18 protein-coding genes are annotated in these 22,444 nt (G+C 48.8%); 6 read left to right on the forward strand and 12 right to left on the reverse strand.

The window, feature by feature from the left end; all coding sequences use genetic code 11:
- Positions 1 to 456: 456 nt before the first annotated feature.
- From AC5I6P_RS29265 to cypC, 5 genes are all read right to left on the reverse strand, one after another.
- Positions 457 to 717, reverse strand: a complete 261-nt coding sequence (locus AC5I6P_RS29265; RefSeq protein ID WP_495697306.1) for a DUF3146 family protein — start codon at positions 715 to 717, stop codon at positions 457 to 459.
- A 35-nt stretch (positions 718 to 752) separates the two neighbouring features.
- Positions 753 to 1,367, reverse strand: coding sequence for an aminoacyl-tRNA hydrolase (pth, locus tag AC5I6P_RS29270; RefSeq protein WP_495697307.1), 615 nt, complete (start codon positions 1,365 to 1,367; stop codon positions 753 to 755).
- A 13-nt stretch (positions 1,368 to 1,380) separates the two neighbouring features.
- On the reverse strand, positions 1,381 to 1,689 hold the full coding sequence (locus AC5I6P_RS29275; protein WP_495697308.1) for a TatA/E family twin arginine-targeting protein translocase: 309 nt from the start codon (positions 1,687 to 1,689) through the stop codon (positions 1,381 to 1,383).
- Positions 1,690 to 1,944: 255 nt separating this feature from the next.
- A complete protein-coding gene (locus tag AC5I6P_RS29280; RefSeq protein WP_495697309.1) occupies positions 1,945 to 2,544 on the reverse strand; it encodes a DUF981 family protein in 600 nt (199 codons plus the stop codon).
- Between the two features lie 172 nt (positions 2,545 to 2,716).
- Positions 2,717 to 3,967: a CYP152 family fatty-acid peroxygenase CypC gene (cypC, locus tag AC5I6P_RS29285; RefSeq protein WP_495697310.1), complete on the reverse strand. Its 1,251-nt coding sequence runs from the start codon at positions 3,965 to 3,967 to the stop codon at positions 2,717 to 2,719.
- Between the two features lie 654 nt (positions 3,968 to 4,621).
- On the opposite strand from cypC, the gene AC5I6P_RS29290 reads away from it, so the two are divergent.
- Both AC5I6P_RS29290 and AC5I6P_RS29295 read left to right on the forward strand, forming a co-directional pair.
- Positions 4,622 to 5,695 carry a fatty acid desaturase gene (locus AC5I6P_RS29290; protein WP_495697311.1) on the forward strand — a complete coding sequence of 358 codons (1,074 nt, stop codon included), beginning with the start codon at positions 4,622 to 4,624 and terminating at the stop codon, positions 5,693 to 5,695.
- A 243-nt stretch (positions 5,696 to 5,938) separates the two neighbouring features.
- Positions 5,939 to 6,517 carry an S-layer homology domain-containing protein gene (locus AC5I6P_RS29295; protein WP_495697312.1) on the forward strand — a complete coding sequence of 193 codons (579 nt, stop codon included), beginning with the start codon at positions 5,939 to 5,941 and terminating at the stop codon, positions 6,515 to 6,517.
- A gap of 90 nt (positions 6,518 to 6,607) precedes the next feature.
- On the opposite strand, the gene fumC is transcribed toward AC5I6P_RS29295, so the two are convergent.
- The gene (fumC, locus tag AC5I6P_RS29300) at positions 6,608 to 8,011 is read right to left on the reverse strand and encodes a class II fumarate hydratase (protein ID WP_495697313.1); all 1,404 of its coding nucleotides are present in this window, start codon (positions 8,009 to 8,011) and stop codon (positions 6,608 to 6,610) included.
- Positions 8,012 to 8,209: 198 nt separating this feature from the next.
- Between fumC and AC5I6P_RS29305 the strand changes: the two genes are divergently transcribed.
- Both AC5I6P_RS29305 and AC5I6P_RS29310 read left to right on the forward strand, forming a co-directional pair.
- The gene (locus AC5I6P_RS29305; protein WP_495697314.1) at positions 8,210 to 9,208 is read left to right on the forward strand and encodes an ABC transporter substrate-binding protein; all 999 of its coding nucleotides are present in this window, start codon (positions 8,210 to 8,212) and stop codon (positions 9,206 to 9,208) included.
- A 166-nt stretch (positions 9,209 to 9,374) separates the two neighbouring features.
- Positions 9,375 to 11,096: a sensor histidine kinase gene (locus AC5I6P_RS29310; RefSeq protein WP_495697315.1), complete on the forward strand. Its 1,722-nt coding sequence runs from the start codon at positions 9,375 to 9,377 to the stop codon at positions 11,094 to 11,096.
- A 23-nt stretch (positions 11,097 to 11,119) separates the two neighbouring features.
- Here the strand turns inward: AC5I6P_RS29310 and AC5I6P_RS29315 are convergent, their stop codons facing one another.
- The gene (locus AC5I6P_RS29315; RefSeq protein WP_495697316.1) at positions 11,120 to 13,222 is read right to left on the reverse strand and encodes a S8 family serine peptidase; all 2,103 of its coding nucleotides are present in this window, start codon (positions 13,220 to 13,222) and stop codon (positions 11,120 to 11,122) included.
- A gap of 647 nt (positions 13,223 to 13,869) precedes the next feature.
- On the opposite strand from AC5I6P_RS29315, the gene AC5I6P_RS29320 reads away from it, so the two are divergent.
- Positions 13,870 to 14,484: a hypothetical protein gene (locus AC5I6P_RS29320; protein WP_495697317.1), complete on the forward strand. Its 615-nt coding sequence runs from the start codon at positions 13,870 to 13,872 to the stop codon at positions 14,482 to 14,484.
- A gap of 99 nt (positions 14,485 to 14,583) precedes the next feature.
- Here AC5I6P_RS29320 and rsgA read toward each other — a convergent pair whose 3' ends face one another.
- The 5 genes from rsgA to grpE all read right to left on the reverse strand — a co-directional run bounded on the left by rsgA (position 14,584) and on the right by grpE (position 20,092).
- Positions 14,584 to 15,708, reverse strand: a complete 1,125-nt coding sequence (rsgA, locus tag AC5I6P_RS29325) for a small ribosomal subunit biogenesis GTPase RsgA (RefSeq protein ID WP_495697318.1) — start codon at positions 15,706 to 15,708, stop codon at positions 14,584 to 14,586.
- 20 nt (positions 15,709 to 15,728) lie between these two features.
- The gene (locus AC5I6P_RS29330; protein WP_495697319.1) at positions 15,729 to 15,968 is read right to left on the reverse strand and encodes a sulfurtransferase TusA family protein; all 240 of its coding nucleotides are present in this window, start codon (positions 15,966 to 15,968) and stop codon (positions 15,729 to 15,731) included.
- A complete protein-coding gene (gene dnaJ / locus AC5I6P_RS29335) occupies positions 15,965 to 17,089 on the reverse strand; it encodes a molecular chaperone DnaJ (protein ID WP_495697320.1) in 1,125 nt (374 codons plus the stop codon). The genes AC5I6P_RS29330 and dnaJ overlap by 4 nt, the downstream gene beginning before the upstream one ends.
- A 108-nt stretch (positions 17,090 to 17,197) precedes the next feature.
- On the reverse strand, positions 17,198 to 19,138 hold the full coding sequence (gene dnaK, locus AC5I6P_RS29340; protein WP_495697321.1) for a molecular chaperone DnaK: 1,941 nt from the start codon (positions 19,136 to 19,138) through the stop codon (positions 17,198 to 17,200).
- A gap of 234 nt (positions 19,139 to 19,372) precedes the next feature.
- Positions 19,373 to 20,092 carry a nucleotide exchange factor GrpE gene (gene grpE / locus AC5I6P_RS29345; protein WP_495697322.1) on the reverse strand — a complete coding sequence of 240 codons (720 nt, stop codon included), beginning with the start codon at positions 20,090 to 20,092 and terminating at the stop codon, positions 19,373 to 19,375.
- A gap of 321 nt (positions 20,093 to 20,413) precedes the next feature.
- Here grpE and AC5I6P_RS29350 point away from each other — a divergent pair, with 321 nt between their 5' ends.
- The gene (locus AC5I6P_RS29350; RefSeq protein ID WP_495697323.1) at positions 20,414 to 22,411 is read left to right on the forward strand and encodes a GspE/PulE family protein; all 1,998 of its coding nucleotides are present in this window, start codon (positions 20,414 to 20,416) and stop codon (positions 22,409 to 22,411) included.
- The last annotated feature ends 33 nt before the right edge of the window (positions 22,412 to 22,444 follow it).

A 22,444-nucleotide genomic window follows, 5' to 3' on the forward strand; every position in this document is an offset into this window, starting at 1 on the left:
AAATAAAATTTTGATTTCTCAAAAGTGTATCTAATACATTAAGTGTAACGCTGTTTGGTCATGACATGGAATCGAGAGCAGAAGTCTTTCTAAGCTTCACGTTTCTCTCTATTTACAAAAACTTGTGATCTTGCGATTGAGCGCAATAGTTACAGAATTAAGACCTATAACTTTCTTTGGGAGAGGGATGCGAAACATCCCTCTCCCAAAGAAAGTTATTTTTGCAAGGATCCTAAGGACTGCAAATAGAATAGAACCTAGAGTTTTGTATCCGACATTCCGCCCTTTCCACTGGCACATTGACTATTAACGACGAAGCAATCAGCTTCATAGCGATTCAATTGAGAATTGCTATTCTTTAGTTCAAGTGAACCAACAATTTCTGGAATCCTTTCAGGGAAAGGGCCTCAGTTTTAATATCTTGAGTGTGCCAGTTAAAGAGCAGGGATTATTCGTTTACAAGTCTGCCCGGATTGTAAACGAATAATCCCCGCCCGGTTCCAATTGATAGTCCTTTGCTTCTAAAAATCGCCCCAACGGTTCCTTAATTAAGGCCCGCCCTAGCGATGGATGAATGACCAACTGACCGCAGCGAAACAGCCAGCGAAATTGCCATTCATACTGATTAGCGATCACTTCGCCCTCAATTTCGCCCTGTTGCCAGGACTGGCGAAAGATGCGGACATGAGCAGTCGTTTCAGGAAGGCGCTTAGACACAATACTTAAATCTAGAAGTGCTTGAATTTAGGTTTTTATTCGACACTACGATTGTTGTAAAGACTCATCGCTTTTTCAACCCCCTGCTTGAGGCTGACTTCGATCGCGCTCACAGTTAAGTCTAAAACGTCTTCGATGATCGGTTTTTCGGATGGGGCAAAAGTGCCGAGGACATGAGAAACAGCGTTGTCACCCGGAGTAGATTTAGGGCTACCAATGCCGATTCGCAACCGGGGAAAGGTCTGCGTGCCGAGGTGCGCGATCGCAGATTTCATGCCGTTTTGCCCGCCTGCTGAACCAGACAGTCGCAGCCGCAGTTTGCCGACGGGCAAATCCATGTCGTCGTAAACCACCATCACCGACTCGCTCGGCAGTTTATACCAATCGATCACGGCGCGAATTGCCTGTCCCGAATTATTCATATAGGTGGTCGGCTGGAGTAGGCGAATTTTTCCCGTCGGACCCATGCCTTCACCAAATAAGCCTTGAAACTTCTTATTTTCGGACAGGTTGATTTGCCAAACTTTCGCGAGTTTCGCGATCGCCATAAACCCGACGTTATGCCGGGTCTGCTCATATTTCGTTCCTGGGTTGCCCAGTCCTACAATGAGTTGCGGAATGACTAGCTTAGAGGGCGTATCGTCGCTCATACGTCAGGTCAAACTAGCCTTCTTTCTCGGTGGTATTGGTCACAGCCTCTTCAACCACCTCTTCACTCGTTGCGTTAGCTGGTGAAAGACTAGGTTTCTCAGGAGTTTCTAGAGTCGCCTCCATCGTTTGGGGAGTAGATCTCTTTAATTGATCTGCTTCTCGCTGAAATTCTGACTCAAATTCTTTAGACGCATCCTGAAAGCTCCGAATGGCTTTTCCCATGCTTTTGCCAATTTCTGGTAGTTTTTTGGGGCCAAACACCAGCAGGGCGACGACCATGATTAGCACCATTTCTGGTAAGCCGATGCCAAAGACGTTCATGAAAGGAGGCTCCTAGAGAAGAAGGGATGAGGGAGGACGGATGAGGGATGAAAAGTTAAGACAGATACATTGTAGTAGTTTAGGGATTTGAGTTGACGCACACGAGCAAATCCCATCTTTAGCAGCGCTTGTTTAGTAGCACTGGGGGAGTAGCCCGCTTCAAACCTTCACCATTGATGCTCAAGGCACCGTTGATGCTCAAAAAGTTGGCGTTGATTTCAAAACTTTTCCAGAGTCGCGGATGGCGAATTAAGCCTACGGCGATCCTGTTGACGGAGTGACTCCTCGCATCGGTAATGGCTTCCAGTTCGAGAATCCTTCTAGGTGTGACCAGTAGGCTCTGAGGGCAATGACGGTAAAGATAAGCGCCGCTAGACCTAAAACGATCGCTCCAACGGTTCTAAGCGATCGCGTTGATTTCCAATGCAGCGTTGGAGCCGCAAAAATGCCTCCTAACCCTGTCAAAATAAACGCGACACCTGTAACAAGAGGCGTTTGGGTTAGTCCTAAGTTGATGATGCGAACACCAATTATCGTTGCTGCTAAGCCTGCAAAAAATCCATAGGCGGCAAGCGTGATTAACTCCCAACCCACCGCTAATGCCCACGCTGTCCCTACAAACAGAATTCCAAACAGGACAGACGTTTCTCCAAATGCGATGTTGTAACTGCCCGGAACTGCCCAGGTAAAAACCATGTGCAAGCCCGTAACCAACGCGATCGCACCGACCACGCCAAATCCGGGAACCCATCGTTTTTGAATGGGCTCATCTAGTCCTCGATACACGTAAGCCGACAGAAGAGAAAGTCCGGCTGCCAAATTGATCAGCATCAATGTGATGTAGTCGATAAACATGGGTGATCTCGTAGAGAACGCTAGGACTTGATGAGTGATTTTAAGGCACTCATCAATTAAATCAATTCCTGAGCGAATCTTATCAGCCGTTGGCATTTAATTTAAGCGCGGGAGTTCTGTGGTTTGCCAAGCAAGTTCTCCTGCGGGTCATCGCTGCCGTCAAAGCGCAGTATCAGTCTGTTCGTCGGACGTTGCGAATGACAAAACGACTGTTTGGAATGGCGGGTATTCGCGATAGACTGATGCGCAAATCCTGTTCGGGCACATCATACTGTATCGATTGAGTCAAGAACTTTACCGAGGCTTTCATCAGTTCTATCGTGATCCATTCACCCGCGCAGCGATGCCCCACTTGGTAATCGCCTCCCCCTTGGGGAATGAAATTAAAGGGGCTTCCATCCCAATCGCGGAACCGTTCTGGCTGAAATTCATTCGGGTTCTCCCACAACCGGGCATCGTGGTTCGTGCCATACAGGTCTAGAAACACTCTTGTCTTTTTAGGGAAGTGGTAGCCATTCCAGTCGAAGTCCTGCCGCACACGCGCGGCGATCAGCGGGAAGAAGGGATAGAACCGACGAACCTCTTGCACAAATCGCTCAATATCCTTGTCGTCGCCCTGCTGAAGCGTCTGCTGACAGTCTGGATAGTCATGCAGCGCCAGTGCCGAGAAAACCACAAATTGCCCGATCGCAACGGTCGGTCGCAGCAGGTTAATCAGCTCTATGGCGGCTGTCCGCTTATTTAGCAGTTCTTCGTTTAGGTCTCTGTGCCACGCGATCGCGTGAACCGGACTCCCTTCAGCGACTTCTAGAGCCTGGCTACGCACGTTTTCGATGATATCTTCGATCCATTTTTCGGTTTGCTGACGAGCGATCCTTCCCCGCAAGTGCCGTAACCCGGCAGATCCTCCTCCCTCAAACAATGCCGCCAGTTCGTTTGTCCGTTGTTTGACTTCTCCCTCCTCAAGCGGAACGCCAGTCCACTGGCACACAGCGCGGCATAGGATTTCCCGCACCTCATAGAGGAGTACAACCTTGTCCATTGTTTCCCATTTTTTGCTGTAAGCGTGCCATTGTTCGGTTGTTAAAGCGGCTAGCTGCTGAATGCTCTCGCGGGTCATCAGCGACATGAACATCTGCTTGCGGCGTCGATGGGCATCACCATCTAATCCTTGCACACTACCTTCACCGAGCAATGTCTTCTTCAAGGGTTCAGGATTGGCATCTTTTCGCTCGAACCGCTCGGTATCGTAAAACAGTTTGGCTGCCTCTTGTCCAGTCATGCAGATGGATGGCTGGAACAGGAGTCGGGCTTGAAAGATATCCGATTGATAGCGTTGACACCTTTTGGGAATGAATAGGTAGCCATCTAGCAGCAGTGCCAGCGTGCTATCCAAGGCTTTGTCGCGAGGGATCTGTTGCATGAAGTCTCCTTGTATTTGCGTGACGAAATGACTAAGGATGAACTAAATGGATGCAGGCAAACACTACCGTCGGTATAAAAGCAACTGCTGTTTAGCAACAAATGGGAACTCAGAAACACGCGCTCGTTACTTACATCCCAAGGTGGGAACGAAGGATCACGGGATGGGAACGAAGATCATGGGATGGGAACGAAGGATCACGCGATCGTACCTAAGATCCCAAGGTGGGAACGAAAGATCACGGGATGGGAACGAAGGATCATGCGATCGTACCTAAGATCCCAAGGTGGAAACGAAGATCACGGGATGGGAACGAAGGATCATGCGATCGTTACTTTCATCCCATCATGGGAACAAAGGATCACGCGATGGGAACTTAACATCTCATCATGAGAACAAAGAATCTACGCGATCGCATCCAAGTTCACACGTAGAGAACAGTGCAACAAAGAGCGCTTGCTTCTCATGCCTCCAGGCAAATATTGCTTCAGCTTCTGATGAAAGCTTTGCCAGAGTTAAAGATCGGCTTCGTCACGCTTTTTGCGATCGCGCCACTTGCGTAGATTTCTAGAACGTGCATTGTGATAGATACCACCTCCTAAAGGTAGAATGTCCAAGTTACGTTTTGTTAATCTGACAAGAACAAGAAAATAAGTGCAAGTTCAACCTGTTCCATCTGTTTCATCTGGTGTAGGCTCCCATTCACGAGTTCAGGATCTACCATTCACACTGAAAGACGTTCGAGCCGCTATTCCAAACGTTTGTTTTGAACCTTCTACCGCGCGATCGCTGTCTTATTTCTTTCTTGATATTGGCATCATCGCTGCACTGTATGCAGCCGCCGCTTATCTCAATACTGGCTGGTTTTTTCCAATTTTCTGGTTCGCTCAAGGCACGATGTTTTGGGCGCTTTTTGTCGTAGGACATGATTGCGGACACGGTTCATTCTCAAAGCACAAGTGGTTAAACAATCTGATTGGGCATCTGTCTCATACGCCCATTCTTGTGCCCTATCACGGTTGGCGCATTAGCCATCGAACGCATCACGCCAACACAGGCAATATTGAAACCGATGAAAGCTGGTATCCCATCGTCCAATCCAAATACGAGCAGATGCCTTGGTATGAGAAGTTGTTCCGCTTTCACCTACCGCTCCTGGCGTATCCGATTTATCTATTTCGTCGTTCGTCCGGTAAGAAGGGATCGCATTTTATGCCGACCAGTCCGCTCTTTAAGCCGTCTGAACGCAACGAAGTGATCACCAGCACGGTTTGCTGGAGTATGATGATTGGCTTTCTGGGAGTTCTGACGGCGCAGTATGGGCTGTTGTTTTTCGTGAAATATTATCTGATGGGTTACATCGGATTTGTCGTTTGGTTGGACTTAGTGACATTTCTCCATCACACAGAAGAGGATATTCCTTGGTATCGCGGTGATGATTGGTATTTCCTAAAAGGTGCATTGTCTACCATCGATCGAGACTATGGCGTGTTCAATTCCATTCACCATAACATTGGCACTCATGTAGCTCATCACATTTTCTCAAACATGCCTCACTACCATCTCAAGACAGCAACCAAAGCGATCAAACCTGTTTTGGGAGCGTACTATCGTAAGTCAAATGAGCCGATTTGGAAGAGTTTCTTCCGCTCCTATGGGGCGTGCCATTTCATTTCAGATACCGGATCAAAGATTTACTATCAAGCACCGAGCCGTTTGCAAAAGTAAGCGCGAGTAAATAAAAAGAAGCGATTCCTTGGAGTGTCAATCTCTGAGGAATCGCTTTTTTAATATTGCTGCATCAATATCACCCACATGGGTAATCCCGAAAATCTGGAACGGCGACGCATAACCCTGAATCCTATAACAACACAGGATAGAACGGCAGAACGGTTATCGCATAACGGTTTCATCTAATCTAACTCCGTTCTATCTCTTGCAGAACACCGCATTCCATCAAGGAGTATTTACATGTTTTCAGATATCAAAGGTCACTGGGCAGTTGCGTTGATCGATTCCTTGGCTCAAGACGGAAAAGTAAGCGGAGACGGCAACAACCTCTTCCACCCCGACAAGTTTATGACAAGAGCAGAATTTAGCGCTTTGATTGTTCGCGTATTTAATCCTGCTCCTACACGTCCCGCCATTGTGTTCTCAGACGTTCCGGCAAGTCACTGGGCGTTTAAGGCAATTCGCCAAGCGCATCAAGCGGGTTACTTATCGGGGTTTCCCAACGGCACGTTTAAGCCGAATGAATCGATTTCTCGCCAAGACGCGATCACGTCGTTAGCGTCTCGTAACACGGGCATTGGCACACCAAATCTTGCCCTGCTCAATAAATACATTGACGCGGCTAAAATTAGTGATTACGCGAGACCCGGAATCGCACGGGCAACCCAACGAGGCTGGATTCTCAATTACCCTAACTTAGAAGCGCTCAATCCAAAGCTGCCTGCCACTCGTGCAGAAGTTGCTGGAATGATTCGGCTGATGACCAGTGATCAGTACAATTCCAAGTACGCGGTGCGAAACCTGTTCGCGATCGCGTAAGACATAAATTAGGTTTGCTAAATTAGTGCTGATCTGCCCCTCTTGCAATCACTTGGAGAGGGGCTTTTTTAATGGGAGAAGATGTTCATCCTATGGGCTAATCATGTTTTCTGGACGCACGATCGCATCAAATTCTTCTGCACTGAGAAAGCCGAGCGCGATGCACGCTGCTTTTAATGTAGTTCCTTCCCGGTGAGCTTTCTTGGCAACTTGAGCGGCGCGATCGTAGCCAATGTGGGGATTTAATGCCGTCACTAACATCAGTGAATTTTCAAGAAAATGTTGAATCTGCTCGCGATTCGGTTCAATGCCAACGATCATATGATCGGTAAACGAAGAACAAGCATCAGAAAGAATGCGAACAGAATGTAAAAGGTTATGGATGAGAACAGGTTTAAATACGTTTAGTTCAAAGTTTCCTTGAGTGCCAGCAATTGCGATCGCGGTATCATTTCCCAACACTTGCACACAGACCATTGTCATCGCTTCGCACTGAGTTGGGTTCACTTTGCCCGGCATGATCGAGGATCCGGGTTCGTTAGCGGGCAAAACCAGTTCGCCCAAGCCACAGCGTGGCCCCGAACCCATCCAGCGCAAATCATTGGCAATCTTCATTAAAGCGCAGGCGAGGGTTTTGATCGCCCCACTTGTTGCCACGATCGCATCGTGTGCTGCCAGCGCTGCAAACTTATTGGGAGCGCTGACAAACGGTAATCCTGTTAGAGTTGAAATTTCAGCCGCCGTTCGTTCTGCAAATTCCGGATGAGTATTGAGTCCAGTTCCCACGGCTGTCCCCCCGATCGCTAGTTGGTACAATCCTGACAGACTTGCTTCAATTCGGTCTAATGCTTGATCGAGTTGAGCGACGTAGCCCGAAAATTCTTGTCCTAACGTTAATGGAACAGCATCCATCAAATGAGTCCGACCAATTTTAATCATCGTTTCAAACTCAGTTGATTTCTGATGTAACGCATCGCGCAGTTTCTTGATCATCGGAATCAGTCGGTGATGAATCACTTCAACAGATGCAATATGCATCGCCGTTGGAAACGTGTCGTTAGATGATTGAGACATATTGACGTGATCATTTGGATGAATCGGTTCTTTACTGCCTATCACACCACCCGCGATCGCGATAGCTCGATTAGAAATTACCTCATTGGCGTTCATATTGGTTTGAGTTCCGCTTCCCGTCTGCCATACGCTTAACGGAAACTGATCGTCTAATTTACCTGCGATCACTTCATCTGCCGCTTGAATCAACACCGTTGCTTTATCTGAGGGTAATTTTCCAAGGGCTTGATTCACTGTGGCTGCTGCTTTTTTAAGGATGCCAAAGGCGCGAATCAATTCGGTCGGCATTGTGTCCTGACCAATCGCAAAATAGAGCAGCGATCGCTGCGTTTGTGCGCCCCAATAAGCCCGCGATGGAACTGCGATCGCGCCCATGCTATCCGTCTCGGTGCGAGTAGCGTTGAGTGATTCATCCTGCATATCTATCTCCCTAATCATCAAGCACTCTGAGAATAACAGAAGGCACGATCTAACGTGATGTCAGAGGTTTTGAAGTCAAGATTTTGAAGTCGAGGTTTTGACGCCAAGAAGTGAGCAAATCCTTCCTAGAAGAACGCTTATGTGAATTCCTTGGAACACTCCGGGCACTCTGTCACAGTACCTTGGTTTCAGGTCGTTATGAAACGTCATCGCTTCGGACTCGCAAACTGGATTGCTCGCCCCTCAACGTTTACGCCATTAGCACTGATCGCCTGTCTGTTGTCGATTTTGATTAGTTGCGCTCAACAACCTGAAACTCCCATTCGCGTCGGAGCAAACGTATGGCCTGGTTTTGAGCCTTTATTCTTAGCCAGAGAGCTTGGTTACTACCAAGGGCAACCGATCGAACTACACGACTATCCATCTTCAACAGAAATCAGTCAAGCGCTCCGCAATGGTGACCTCGACGTAGCAGCCTTCACGATGGATGAAGTGTTATCTTTAGCCGAGACAAACCCAGACATTCAAGTTGTCCTCGTGACCGACTTCTCTAACGGCGGGGATGTTTTCTTAGCAAAACCAGAGATTCAAACCCCAAACGACCTCAAAGGCAAGAAAGTTGGAGTTGAATCTAGCGCGTTAGGCGGATACATGTTGGCGCGATCGCTCGATAAGTTAGGGCTTTCGCTCGACACTCTAAAGATTTCAAGCTTAGGCGTTTCCGAACACGAACAGGCTTACAAGCAAAACGTAGTCGACGCGGTGATTACCTTCGAGCCTGTGCGATCAAATCTGATCAAAACGGGAGCCAAAGTCCTATTCGATAGTTCTCAAATTCCAGGTGAAATTATTGATGTCTTAGTCACCCGCAAAGATGTCCTTGCCAATCGTGAACGCACCATGAAAGCGTTGATTGAGGGTTGGTTTCGCGCCCTAGACTATCAGCAGCAACAGCCTCAAGACGCCGCCCGCAAAATGGCGCAACGCGAACAAATTACGCCTGAGCAATTCATAGAGTCACTCAAATTACTGACCATTCCCGATCGCCAAACCAACATCAAGCTGCTAAACAAGACCGAACCTTCTTTGATCGAAAATACGAAACGTTTAGGTCAAGTCATGCTGAAAAACAAGCTGCTAAAAAAGGTTGCGCCCATTGATCAGCTGATCAGCGATCAGCTAGTAAAGGAAAGTTAATGGAACTTCTGCCTCACGCGTGGCTCCGCGCTGCGCGGAGCCACGCGCAATCCTAAATAATTTATGATCTTCCATCATTCTGTTTTTATTACGCTCTCCACGAAGCAGAACGAAGGGATCAAATTAGCACAACATCTCGACTAAATTGAATGATTGATCAATTTTTATGAAAGCATTTCCCCTGCCTCTGCGGTTAACGATTCCGGTAACGCTCTTACTTGTGGGATGTATTGCAGGAGGGTTCTCTTTGTATCGCCAAGTTTCAATCTCTCATGAGCGGGCAGAAGACTACTTAACCCAACGGGCAAAACAAACTGCCACTGCAACGGCTCAACTCCTAGAGTATGTTTACCGTAGAGCAGAGGTTAAAGAGGAGCGGTCCGAGGGGGCTTCTTTGCTCATTAGTCGTCTCACTGGAGATGTTCATCTTAAACTAATCGTGTTGTGTGATGAATTTGATCGAGTTCAAAATTCTAATCGTTATGAACTACGCAACCGATTACTACAAGATACACCTTTAGCAGACACCGCTTCTGTCGTCGCCCAAGTGCGCCAGCAGCGAGCGGGAAAAGTTGCTCTCAACCGCCATCGCATGGGCATTACGGCAATCTATCCAGTGCTGCTGCCACCCAAACCAGGGCAACTCCGCTCAGACAACATTGGCGTACTTCTAATAGACTACGATCTGACGAAATTGGAACAGCGTGCGATCGTAGATGCTCAACAACAGTCGGTGCAGACCATTGGCGTGCTGATCTTGTTATGCATTCTCGTCGGATTTTTGTTTGATCAGATCGTCACGCGACGGGCAAGGCGACTGGTCTTAGGCAGCAATCGTCTTGCCCAAGGGAAGTTGACCACGCGAGTTAAACTGCAAGGCTCAGACGAATTGGCGCAGATTTCTGGTGCATTCGACCGCATGGCAGGACAAATTCAGCACAATACCGAAGCGCTGCAATTCTCAGAAATTCAACTGAAACATCAAGCAGAACAACTCGAAACAACACTGCGAGAATTGAGTCAAATGCAAGCGCAACTGATTCAAACTGAAAAAATGTCAGGATTAGGGCAAATGGTCGCTGGGATTGCCCATGAAATCAACAATCCGGTTGGATTTATTCACGGCAATCTCAGTTATGTTCGCCAGTACGCCGGGGACTTACTGAATCTCGTCGAACTGTACCAACACCATGTTTCCGCTCCGCCAACGGTCATTCGCGCCAAAATTGAGGAAATTGACCTAGAGTTTCTGACTGAGGATTTCAGTAAGGTTCTCCAGTCGATGGAAATTGGTACGCAGCGGATTCGTGAGATTGTTCTCAGTCTACGGAATTTCTCGCGGCTAGATGAAGCAGAATACAAACAAGCAGATGTCCATGAAGGAATTGATAGTACGCTACTCATTCTTCAGCATCGGCTCAAATCTAAAGATAACCATCCCACCATTGAAGTCCTAAAAGAGTATGGCGAACTGCCAAAGATTGAGTGCTATCCGGGACAACTCAATCAGGTCTTTATGAATCTCTTGGCAAATGCGATCGATGCGCTAGAAGACGCTGCTCTCAAAACTGAGCAACCTGCGTCACCTCAAATTACAATCCGAACGACTCGCCTCGATGCAGAGTGGATCAGAATCTCGATTGCAGACACTGGATCTGGCATTCCTGAATCGGTTAAAGCAAAACTGTTTGACCCGTTTTTTACAACAAAATCCATCGGAAAAGGAACAGGCTTAGGACTCTCGATTAGCTATCAAATTGTCAACGAACGCCACCAAGGTAAGCTGTACTGCAACTCTACACTAGGACAGGGTACAGAGTTTGTGATCGAAGTTCCGGTGCACCACGGTGCGGTTTGTTCCAAGCAAACGATCGCTGTTCACTCTTGATCGAGCGGGTTGATAGAATTAGCTCACACGCCCAAGGTCAGTTTCCAAAAATTGAGGGTTCCGGTATCGTTCGCGATCACATCGACAACTCGCAACTGCCAGCGCCCGCCAGCGCTTTGTCCTAACAATCGTCTCAGCGTCGGTGTCGTCTGCACAGTATAGACCGCTTGCAGTTGAGTTCTTCGTCCCAATGTCCGACCTTGCAACAAGATGACCGTTCCTACTGGAGAGATTAAGCTGACTTCAATATCTCCAAGGTAGGTGTGATCAATTCCTACACTGATTTGAATGTCACGGATGGTTGCCGAATCATTGATTTGAAGAACGCTAATCAACCCGCTAGCATTACTATCGGGAATGGCAGTTGGAGTTAAAACTTGGGCTGAAACCGAGCGAGTTGACGATAGTGGCGATCGCCGTTGCACTGCCGCTTGAACGGCTTTTGCAGCGTTAACCTTACCATACCCAAACCAATCACAGCGACCATTGGATTCGTATGTTCCTTTGCGTAACCCTAACTGTGGATCAGCATCCGTATCAATGATTTTATCTGCTGTTTGCTGCAAGATTTGTCGAACCTCCTGCGCGGTTAACTCTGGATTGGCAGAAAGCACTAACGCCGCGACTCCCGCCACGAGCGGACAGGCACTGGACGTTCCGCCAAAACCAGAGGTAAAGTTCGTGCGATCGTAGCCTCTATCCTCAACGCGGTCGGCTGTAAACACGCCTAATCCCCGCAGTGGAACCCGAATTTGCGGCGGCGTGTAAACGTACCCTAAATTCGGTAATCCTAACCCTGGAGGCGCGTTATTGCTGGGTGCACAGACCGAAATCTCCGCGCCCCAGTTGCTGTATGCCGCTTTCTTGTTCAAACTGGTGCAAGCAGAAACAGCAATCACGTCAGGATGTGCCGTAAAGCCGCCCAACCACTTTGTGGCTCCGCTAATCGCGTTGTTCTGCCAACCGGATTCATTCACCGTCCCATTGGTCGGACGGTTGGCGTTACCAGCCGCGAAAACGATCACGCAGCCTTTTCCGTCTCGTCCGGCGGTGGCAGCACGAGTAATGGCCGCTTTTTGTCTCAGAGACGGCGGATAGTAAACCGCGCTCGGACCCCAACTACACGAAATCACCGATGCGCCTCGATCGGCTGCCCAACCGAACAATTCCTCGATCGTCTCATCATCTAAAAAACCAGTTGTGCGAATCGGCATCAAGGCGCACTCAGGAGCCGCCCCAACGACGCCATAGCCGTTTTCTTCTGCCACGGCAACGCCTGCGCAAGCCGTACCGTGGTCTTCATTTGTTTCATCAGGAGTGGGGAGAAAATCTTTTCCCTTAAAGTCTCGCGGCGCAACAATTTTACCGAGTCCTTGGAAATCGGGATGATTGAGATCAACGCCATCATCCATAATTGCCACCGCGATCGCGCGACTGCCCCGCGTCATTTCCCAGGCTTGTTCTGCAAACACATGAGACCCGGATGCCAAATCAGAGCCGCCGCTGTGATTGAGATACCATTGCTTTGAATACAGGGAGTCTTGGGGGCGGTAGTGCGATTGCTGACGCACAATAATGTTCGGCTCGACCGTGAGAATACCTTGCCGAGTAATTAGGCGATTGGCGATCTTGACCGGATTTTCGGTGGCGCTAGCGGTGAGTTGAAAGACAAAAGTATTCGGAATACTAGAAATTGGTTTGACTTGCTCTAAACCAAATTCTTGTGAGATCGCCGCGATCGTGTCGGCGTTGACTTGAGGCGCAAACTGAATTGTAATCTGATTAGTCAGATACACCTGAGAGCCGGGATTATCTTTAAATTGATAAATATGGCTTGCATAATTCACCTGATCCAAAGCACGAATCTCTTGCATCACCTGATCTGATTGCGCCGGATCGACCATGAATTCTGTCAATTTGGGCGGAGCCATTCCCACCTTTCGTTCTGCCGGAAAATGGTTTGCCAAATCCCAAGCGGCTTCCTTCGAGGTCGCATTTACGGCAAAGCGATCGTCCACTTTTTCGAGTAATAGTTCTTCGCCTCCTCGCTGAAGGATGCTACCTCGATTTTCTGCTGAAATCTTGGCATTTCCTGCTCCATTTTCTGGCGTCGGCTGATTGGTCATAGCAATTCTCTAGATAGCGGTCTATGGCTCAGCGTCCTACGTACACGCTCCCCACCAGTTTAGTCTGCACAAGAGTGTTTGATTTTCAACAGCCATCTCTCCTTCACGGTTTTTAACTAACGGTTGAATAAATCCCTTTCAAGCGGTTGAGGAAGCGCTCGAAAGAGAGACCGCACAAAACTAAATTTCAACCTAACAAAAAAGCTATCTTGCGATCGTTGCGATCACAATCCAAATAATTAACAGCGATCGCAAAGTTCTTAGAATGCTAAATCAAAATCTTGCTCAGCAAAAACTGCTCGATCTTCTAGCAATGCATTGAAAATCCAAGACTGTATGATGAATAGGTTTGTTGGTGCTTATTAATGACAGCCACAACATTCTATTTGTTCCCGAAAGCGCGATTGAGAATTGAAACTAGCTAAGAGCGAAGGCTGTCTGATGATGGAAGTTAGAGAATGATCTACGAATACGCGGTAGATGCGTGATACTTCAATAGTGCTGACATCAAAACTTTGAATTTGGGTTTGAAGAAAGAATTAGCTCTTTAATTTGGTAAGATTAACGATTCAATTTCAGAAGTGTTTTAGCTAGTGATAAGATACCTGAAGTTTAATTACCCACTACTGAAATACGGTCTAGTTTTCATGATTGATTCTGGAACTGTTCGTCACCTTCGTACTTCAGGCTTGATTGCACTTTCAATCCTGAGTCTGGTGCTAACTCAATCGGTTAGCGCCCAAACGCCGAAACTGCCGTCGGGTGCGAATCAGGCACAACCGATCGATCCCAATGACCCTAGTGGTTCACGTCCTCTGTCGCAAACAAACACTCTTTTAAGCTTGCAGGGCGGACAACGCCTGATGAGCGATGCCGAGCGAGCAGTTTCTGCCCAAAACTACCCGTTAGCGATGAAGAAACTGCAAGATGCTCGTCAAGTCTACAATCAGTTGTCTAACTTCTACCAAGAACTCGCCACTAGCTTTTCTGGAATTGATATTCGGGTGGCAGATAGCCAGCGCAAGAAAGCGCTAGAAACGGCTCAAATGCGGGATCAGGCGACGTACCAATTGGCATTAGTGCATCGTGCCATGAATCAACCGGAATTAGCAGTTCCGCTACTCGTTCAAATCATCCGAAGTCAGCAACCAACGCGCGATTTGGGCAAGAAATCCTACCAACAGCTGCTTGAATTAGGCTTTGTGGACGTGCAATATCCGCGTACCGCCGAGCAACCGACTACTCCTTCAGCAAATAAATAAAAGCAGAATGGGATGTTGTAGAATATCCCATTTTCTATGTCCTCTTGAATTTTTCCTACCCTCTTGACCCTAGAGTGCTTTAGCTGATTTAGGACAAATTCAGTCTTCGTTGTCTTCATTTTCCATCAGGCTTTGCATATCATCGGTTAGTTTCTGAAGAGACTGTTGTTGCGATCGCCGCGACTCCTGACGATACTTTTTGGGGTCTAATCGCGCTTCATACTGCGTTCCCTTGCGTTTAGTCTTAAGCTTCAGCACCTCATCTCGATCGCTCTGTTGGTTTAGGTTAGTTTGATAAGCGATCGCGTCATCTAAAAAGTCTAAGTAATGTTCATAGCGCTCCCACTCTCCGCGCACGACGCATCCCGGCTCGTCGCGATGCCAGCAATCGTTAAACTGACAGGTCGCCTCGGCCAATTTGTGCCTGATTTCCGGAAAGTAACCCGCCAGATCTTGTGGCGCAACAAACAGATCTGGTTGATTAAATCCGGGGGTGTCGGCAAGGAAACCGCCCATGGGCAGTTCAAACAATTCAACGTGTCGAGTTGTGTGGCGACCCCGGGCCAGTTTTCCAGAAACCGCATTCACTCGTAAATCAACGTCAGGAATCAGCTGATTAATCAAACTAGACTTGCCAACGCCCGACGGACCGGAGGCAACGGTAATCTTCTGGCTCAAGCGCTGAGCTAATTCTGTCACTCCTATCCCTTTGCGGACGCTAATGAAGGTCGCTTCATAGCCCCAACTCGATAAGCGATCGCGCCACTGCTCTTGCTCACTCACGGCTGCCAGATCGCTTTTGCTGAGGCAGAGACACACCTCTAGCCCAGTCGATTCTGCTTTTACCAAAAATCGACTGAGTTGATAGGGTTCGATTGTGGGTTCGGCAAGCGCAAACACGAGCAGAATTTGGTCAACATTCGCGATTGGAGGGCGATCTAATTCCGATTGCCTCGACGCGACCTGCGAAATGGCTCCCCGTCCTCCTGCCCAATCGGGTTCTTCGACATAAACGCGATCGCCCACGATTACGCGCTGTCCGATCTTCTTCAAGCGCGTTCGTCGAGTACATAACAGCATCGAACTAGGGGCTGCCTGATCGCTCGCCAGCCGCACCCAATAGTAATTCGCTTGAACAGCTAGAACGGTTCCCTCAAACGGCTCTGAGAGCGGGTGTTGATCCTCGGCAAGAACCTTACTAACGTCTTCTGCCTCAAAACTCATAGATTGACCAGGGGTGAGGCTTAGCAACGCACTTTGATCGCAAAGAACTCTTTGCGATCGTCAATGCTCTCAATCTGATAGCCTTCCATCGCCAAACTGTCAGGAACTTGCTCGATCGGTTCTCCCGGATCGAGCCACACTTCTAGCAGTGAGCCGGAGGCCATCTGTTCTAGCTTGAGCTTGGTTCGCACAAAATTGATCGGGCAAGGGGTGCCTCGCAAATCCATTTGCGCGTCAGGAGTTGAATTTGAAGTACTCATCCGCCGAATATCTTTCCAATAAAGCCTTCAACCCCGCCTTTACCGATGCGATCGCCGCGAATCTTTGCCAATTTCTCAAGCAATTCCCGCTCTTCCGTCCCTACTTTGGTTGGGATATCAACCGACACAGTAATCAGATGATTGCCGCGACTGACCGGATTGCCCAACTTAGGAACGCCTTTATTCTCTAACGTTAAAACCGTATTTGGCTGCGTTCCCGCCGGGATCGTCAGTTCTTCTGCCCCGTCTACCGTGTTCACCTCGATGCGAGATCCAAGGATGGCTTGCAAATAACTGATTTTCACATCCGACAGAACGTTGATTCCCTCCCGACGAAACTCAGGATCATCGTTGATGAACAGATAAACATACAAATCCCCTGGAGGACCACTCCGTTGTCCCGCATCGCCTTCGCCCGAAACCCGAAGCCGAGTTCCATTATCAACCCCCGCTGGGATTGAGATCTTCAGTTTCTTCGTTTCTTGGCGTTGTCCGTTGCCGCCACACACTTCGCACTTATCTTCAATCACTTGTCCCGTCCCGTTACAGGTGGGACAGACTGAAACTTGAGTAAAACTGCCAAACGGGGTGCGGGTAGCGCGGCGAACCTGACCTGAACCTGTACAGGTCGAACAGGTGCGAGGACGAGTTCCCGGTTTTGCCCCGCTTCCACTACACGTAGCACAGGTCTCTAAGTGACTAATCCGAATTTCTTTTTCGCCCCCAAACACGGCTTCTCGAAAATCAAGCTTCAGATCGAGCCTCAGATCATCCCCGCGCACGGGGCCACCGCGCCGCCGAGTTTGAGTGCCGGGTGCGCCGCCCGAAAAGCCGCTAAAGAAACTTTCAAAGATATCGGCAAAGCCGCCCATATCTCCGAAGTCTTGGAAGCCCGCACCCGCACCAATGCCTGCTTCGCCAAAGCGATCGTACTGAGCGCGAGTTTCGGGTTCAGACAGCACTTCATAGGCGCGATTAATTTCTTTAAACCGATCCTCTGCACCCTCTTCTTTATTGACATCGGGGTGATACTTACGAGCTAAGCGACGGTAAGCTTGCTTGAGGTCTTCTTTATCTGCATCTCGCGAAACGCCGAGAATTTCGTAAAAGTCACGAGCCATAGACTGCTGCTAAGTGGGGGTAAGGGGGCTAAAGGGTCGGGAGTTTGGGGTTGAAGGCTCAGTAAACTTTCCCAAACAACCCTATATCTAATACCCTAACATTCTCATTTAATCAACTGCCTCATAATCTGCGGTCACGGTTGCATCTTCTTCAAAGTCGAGATGGGCAGATTCTGCAGATAGAGTTTCGTCATCAAACGCGGCTTGTGATTTTGAAGTGGCGGTTGCGCCATCAGACCCGACACCCTGATACACGGCCGATCCGATCGTAAACAGAGTCTGCTGAAGGGCATCGAGACGTTCTTTCATGTCCTCAATGCTGATTTTTGGATCGGCGATCGCGGCTTTAAGTCCTGCAACTTTTTCGTTTGCCTGCACTTTAAGCTCATTGTTGATGAATTCGGAGTTGTCGCGCATTGTGGTCTCGTAACTGTAGAACAGCGTATCTGCCTGGTTCTTCAGTTCGACTAGCCGCTTGCGCCGTTCGTCTTCATCGGCATAAAGCTCAGACTCTTGACGCATCCGCTCAATCTCACTGGTGCTTAAACCGCCCGTGTTACTAATCTCAATGCCTTGAGCACGTCCGGTTCCCTTGTCTCGCGCCGAGACTTTGAGAATTCCGTTCGCATCGATCTCAAACGACACTTCAATTTGCGGTATCCCCCTTGGCGCAGGCGGAATTCCGGTTAACTGAAACTTGCCAAGACTCTTATTATCTCTTGCCATTGCCCGCTCACCCTGCAAGGCATGAATTTCAACCGACGTTTGCCCATCCGTTGCGGTTGAGAACACCTGAGTTTTGCTGGTTGGAATCGTGGTATTGCGATCCATGATTCGGGTAAACACCTCTCCCAAGGTCTCGATTCCGAGTGAGAGGGGCGTTACATCTAGCAGCAGCAAGTCTTTGACTTCTCCCCCCAACACACCCGCTTGAATGGCAGCACCTAATGCTACCGCTTCATCTGGATTGACAGAGCGATCGGGCGTTCTGCCATTAAAAAAGGTTCGCAGCGCGTCTTGAACGCCTGGAATTCGAGTCGAACCGCCGACCAAAATGATGCGATCGATATCTTCGGTTGTTAGAGCGGCGTCTTTCAGGGCCTGCTCCATCGGGTCGAGCGTTGCCTGAATCAACTTGCCCACCAACTCTTCAAATTTGGCGCGAGTCAACTCTGCTTCTAAGTGTTTGGGTCCGGTCTCATCTGCTGTGATAAACGGCAGATTAATGGTGGTACTGAGCGTTCCAGATAGTTCAATTTTGGCTTTCTCTGCTGCCTCTCGCAGCCGTTGTAGGGCCATTTTGTCGCTGGCTAAATCAACGCCTTCCTGCTGCTTGAAAGCGTCACTCATCCACTGCACGAGACAGGCATCAAAGTCGTCGCCGCCCAAATGGTTATTCCCGGACGTTGCTTTGACTTCAAAAACACCGTCTCCCAACTGAAGGATAGAAACATCAAACGTTCCTCCTCCCAAGTCGAACACCAGAACGCATTGATCTTGATCTTGCTTCTCTAATCCATAGGCTAAGGCAGCGGCTGTGGGTTCGTTGATGATCCGCAGGACTTCTAATCCAGCGATCGTTCCAGCATCTTTAGTGGCTTGACGCTGAGCATCGCTAAAGTAGGCTGGAACGGTGATTACCGCTTGCGTCACAGGTTCGCCCAAATAGTTTTCAGCGTCCTGCTTCAGCTTTTGCAGGACCATCGCTGAAATTTCTTGAGGCGTGTAGTGGCGTCCTCGAATCTGAACATCAACGGTATCGTCTTTGCCCCTGACACAGTTGTAGGGAACCCGCGATCGCTCGATCTCGGTATCTTCCCAACGCCGTCCAATAAAGCGTTTGATACTAAAAACAGTATTCTCTGCATTGGTGACAGCTTGACGCTTGGCAAGCTGACCAACAAGTCGCTCGCCCGCTTTACCAAACCCTACAATACTGGGAGTTGTCCGTCCCCCTTCAGAGTTGGCAATAATAACGGGTTGACCGCCCTCCAGAACAGCAACACAACTGTTGGTCGTGCCTAAGTCGATACCAATGACTTTTCCCATAGCTTGCGGCGATAGAAGATACGCGGGTGAACTGCAATACGATGTAACGTAAACATCAGCAAATTAGCTATACGTAAGTAAGCTCCGTAAACTAATTGCTTAATCCGAAGGTTCCCCTATTCAGATTTTTCATAACGTTTTCACCGCCAGTGTTCGTTATACTCCCTACCTTCTTGCGTGAAATCACATAGAATCGCCGCATCTTCTCGTAGCCCCGCAGAGCGGAGCAGTCATTTAGGCATCAAGTTCTGGCTCAGCCGCTGACGTCTCTTCTGTAGGAGCGGCGACTTTGACCATCGCATGGCGCAACACGCGATCGCCGAGCATGTATCCCCGCACGAGTTCTTCCACCACCGTGCCTTCTGCATATTCGTTGGTCGGTTCTCGCATCACGGCTTCATGCAGGTTCGGGTCAAACTCCTTGCCTTCTGCTCGCATGGGAGCGACGCCAATTTTTTTGAGGCGGTCAACCATGTCTTTGTAAACGCCTTGGTAGCTCTTGTGAATGCCCATTTCTGCGTCAGTTTGGGGTTTAATGTGCGATCGCGCTCGCTCAAAGTTATCTACGACCGGCAGCAACTCATTCACGGTGTTGCACTTAATCTGCTGTTCCAGATCTTCTTTCTCTTTCTGAGTGCGTCTCCGAAAATTCTCGAAATCCGCCGCAATTCTCATATATTGGCTATTGCGGTCTTCAGACTGCACCTTGAGAGCTTCTATCTCTCGCTCTTTAGCCGCATAGTTCGAGCGAAGTTCCATAAACGCGGCTTCATAATCGGTATCATCCGTTTCGGCGGAAGCAACGGTTTCTTGAGACGTGCTTTCAGGCTGCGTCCCAGCAGAAGCATCTGCGGATTCTGTGGTCGTCTCAACCGTGGTTGCTTGACCCTCATCTAGTCCAGACGCTTCTGGAGAGGGTTGAGTGGAGTCTACTTGCTTTTCTTCCTCGATCATTGTTGCGCTAATCCCCTGTAAACAACGCCAGCTTTGGCTAATTCTTCTACTTATCCTAGCGAATTGTCTCAAGTCGCTACCGTCTGAATCAAGCCGTTAAGCATCATATCCTGCTGGCAACATTTTGACCTAGTGCAACTCGAAGTCAGGTTGCTTTGCAAAGGACAGTGCCATATGGCGTTTCAGAGATGTTACCGATGACTAGACCGTACTACGGAGAGCCTTCTTAAAGTTCTGGTGAATTCAATTCTGCTGGTAAACGAGTCTTTTCAAACCTTTTAGGGAATATTCACCTACGAGGACATCCTTCGTTCATCAGCTATGACTAACTTCTCTTCTCAGCGACGAGCGCTTGTCGTTCAAAACAATTTTTCTCACTTTGGAAATCAACTGATTCAATCTGGATATGTCAACAATGAGCAAATGCACCAAGCGCTCATTGATAGCCGGAAGTCAGGAAGACCACTTACAGCCGTTTTAGAGGCATTAACTGGACAGCAGCTTCCTCCAGATTTGCTGCGGCAGTATAAGAAGCAACAACTGTTTGAACTCAAAATCCTCTATGGGGTAGAGTCGCTCGATCCGGAGATTAATCAAGTTTCTGAGAATCAAGTTGGTCAACTGATTGATAACCTTATTCCGATCGAACTGTGCCGTCGCTACAACTTGGTTCCTCTAGCGCAAGGGGATTCTCAGCCGCCTTTCTTATTGGTGGCAATGGTTGATCCAGACAATCTTGCAGCCCAAGACGAGTTGAATCGAATTTTGCGTCCAAAAGGCTTGGGGTTGCAGCGACTGGTCATCACTCTAGAAGACTATCAACGGCTGATGTCGAGCTATCTCGACGATCGCATCGCCCGCGATCGCCAGCTAGAAGAGCAGTCGAGAGTCGATGTCAAATCGGATTTAGAGGGGTTAGAAGCGCTCGGAGAAGCAGACGATAGCGATAACGAGGTTGACTTAGACGCCTCTGCCGATGCGGACGCGGCTCCCATTATCGCGTTGGTCAATAAAGTTCTGATCAAAGCCCTTCAGATGGGCGTTTCTGATATTCACGTCGAGCCACAAGAAGAATTTCTCCGCATTCGCTTTCGCAAAGATGGTGTGTTGCGAGAAGCGTTTGATCCCTTTCCCAAGAAAATTATTCCTGCTGTCATTGCCCGCTTCAAAATCATCTCGCAACTTGACATCGCAGAACGCCGAGTGCCGCAAGACGGCCGGATTCGGCGCATCTACGACGGTCGCAAGGTCGATTTTCGGGTAAATACTTTGCCGAGTCGCTATGGCGAGAAAGTCGTTCTCCGAATTCTCGATAATTCCTCAACTCAACTAGGTCTTGATAAGCTGATCACCGATCGCGCCTCTCTCGAAACCGTTCAAGATATGGTGAAGCGTCCCTTCGGGCTGATTCTGGTTACAGGTCCGACGGGGTCTGGTAAAACAACGACGCTCTACTCAGCCTTAGCAGAACGCAACGATCCCGGCGTCAATATCAGCACTGCCGAAGATCCGATTGAGTATTCCTTGCCCGGTCTGACTCAGGTGCAGGTGATTCGGGAGAAGGGAATGGATTTCGCGGCGATCTTGAGAGCTTTCCTGCGACAAGATCCGGACGTGATTCTAGTTGGTGAGACGCGCGACAAGGAAACGGCGAAAACGGCGATCGAAGCGGCATTAACCGGACACCTAGTGTTAACCACCTTACACACGAACGATGCGGCGGGTGCGATCGCGCGTCTTGACGAAATGGGGGTTGAACCCTTCATGGTTTCGGGTGCTTTGGTGGGTGTTGTCGCTCAGCGTCTTGTGCGCCGCGTCTGCGATCAATGCCGCGTGTCCTACACTCCTAGTTCAGAAGAACTGTCTCGATTTGGCTTAACCAGTTCTCGCGATAGTCAGTTAACCCTCTACAAAGCCAATACGCTGCACGCCCACGAAATTCAGGAAGCACGCGCGAGGAATCAGCTTTGCGAGAAATGCGCTGGAGTCGGATACAAAGGACGGTTAGGCGTCTATGAAGTGATGCGAGTAACCGAACGCTTACAAACCCTGATCAACCAAGGAGCGCCCACCGAGCAAATCAAGGAGGCAGCAGTCGAAGAAGGAATGCAGACCTTGCTTGCCTACAGCATGAATCTAGTTCGTGAAGGACTATCCACACTAGAGGAAATTGAACGGGTGACCTTTACGGATACAGGTTTAGAAGCTGAACTGAGAGCTAAACGGAAGACCTCACTGACCTGTCGGTGCTGTAGTGCAGAACTCAATCAAGAATGGCTTGATTGTCCCTACTGCATGACGCCTCGCTTTCAAGATTAGCCGCTTTGATAGTTCAGATCGCACATTACTGCT

Source organism: Myxacorys sp. (assembly GCF_059501405.1).

Excerpts from the sequence above, each read along its gene's own strand:
- AC5I6P_RS29295 (WP_495697312.1), top strand. The coding sequence starts at position 5,939 with ATGTTTTCAGATATCAAAGGTCACTGGGCAGTTGCGTTGATCGATTCC.
- grpE (WP_495697322.1), bottom strand. The coding sequence starts at position 20,092 with ATGATCGAGGAAGAAAAGCAAGTAGACTCCACTCAACCCTCTCCAGAA.
- AC5I6P_RS29310 (WP_495697315.1), top strand. The coding sequence starts at position 9,375 with ATGAAAGCATTTCCCCTGCCTCTGCGGTTAACGATTCCGGTAACGCTC.
- rsgA (WP_495697318.1), bottom strand. The coding sequence starts at position 15,708 with ATGAGTTTTGAGGCAGAAGACGTTAGTAAGGTTCTTGCCGAGGATCAA.
- cypC (WP_495697310.1), bottom strand. The coding sequence starts at position 3,967 with ATGCAACAGATCCCTCGCGACAAAGCCTTGGATAGCACGCTGGCACTG.
- AC5I6P_RS29315 (WP_495697316.1), bottom strand. The coding sequence starts at position 13,222 with ATGACCAATCAGCCGACGCCAGAAAATGGAGCAGGAAATGCCAAGATT.
- dnaJ (WP_495697320.1), bottom strand. The coding sequence starts at position 17,089 with ATGGCTCGTGACTTTTACGAAATTCTCGGCGTTTCGCGAGATGCAGAT.
- AC5I6P_RS29305 (WP_495697314.1), top strand. The coding sequence starts at position 8,210 with ATGAAACGTCATCGCTTCGGACTCGCAAACTGGATTGCTCGCCCCTCA.
- dnaK (WP_495697321.1), bottom strand. The coding sequence starts at position 19,138 with ATGGGAAAAGTCATTGGTATCGACTTAGGCACGACCAACAGTTGTGTT.
- AC5I6P_RS29330 (WP_495697319.1), bottom strand. The coding sequence starts at position 15,968 with ATGAGTACTTCAAATTCAACTCCTGACGCGCAAATGGATTTGCGAGGC.
- fumC (WP_495697313.1), bottom strand. The coding sequence starts at position 8,011 with ATGCAGGATGAATCACTCAACGCTACTCGCACCGAGACGGATAGCATG.
- AC5I6P_RS29275 (WP_495697308.1), bottom strand. The coding sequence starts at position 1,689 with ATGAACGTCTTTGGCATCGGCTTACCAGAAATGGTGCTAATCATGGTC.
- pth (WP_495697307.1), bottom strand. The coding sequence starts at position 1,367 with ATGAGCGACGATACGCCCTCTAAGCTAGTCATTCCGCAACTCATTGTA.
- AC5I6P_RS29280 (WP_495697309.1), bottom strand. The coding sequence starts at position 2,544 with ATGTTTATCGACTACATCACATTGATGCTGATCAATTTGGCAGCCGGA.
- AC5I6P_RS29320 (WP_495697317.1), top strand. The coding sequence starts at position 13,870 with ATGATTGATTCTGGAACTGTTCGTCACCTTCGTACTTCAGGCTTGATT.
- AC5I6P_RS29350 (WP_495697323.1), top strand. The coding sequence starts at position 20,414 with ATGACTAACTTCTCTTCTCAGCGACGAGCGCTTGTCGTTCAAAACAAT.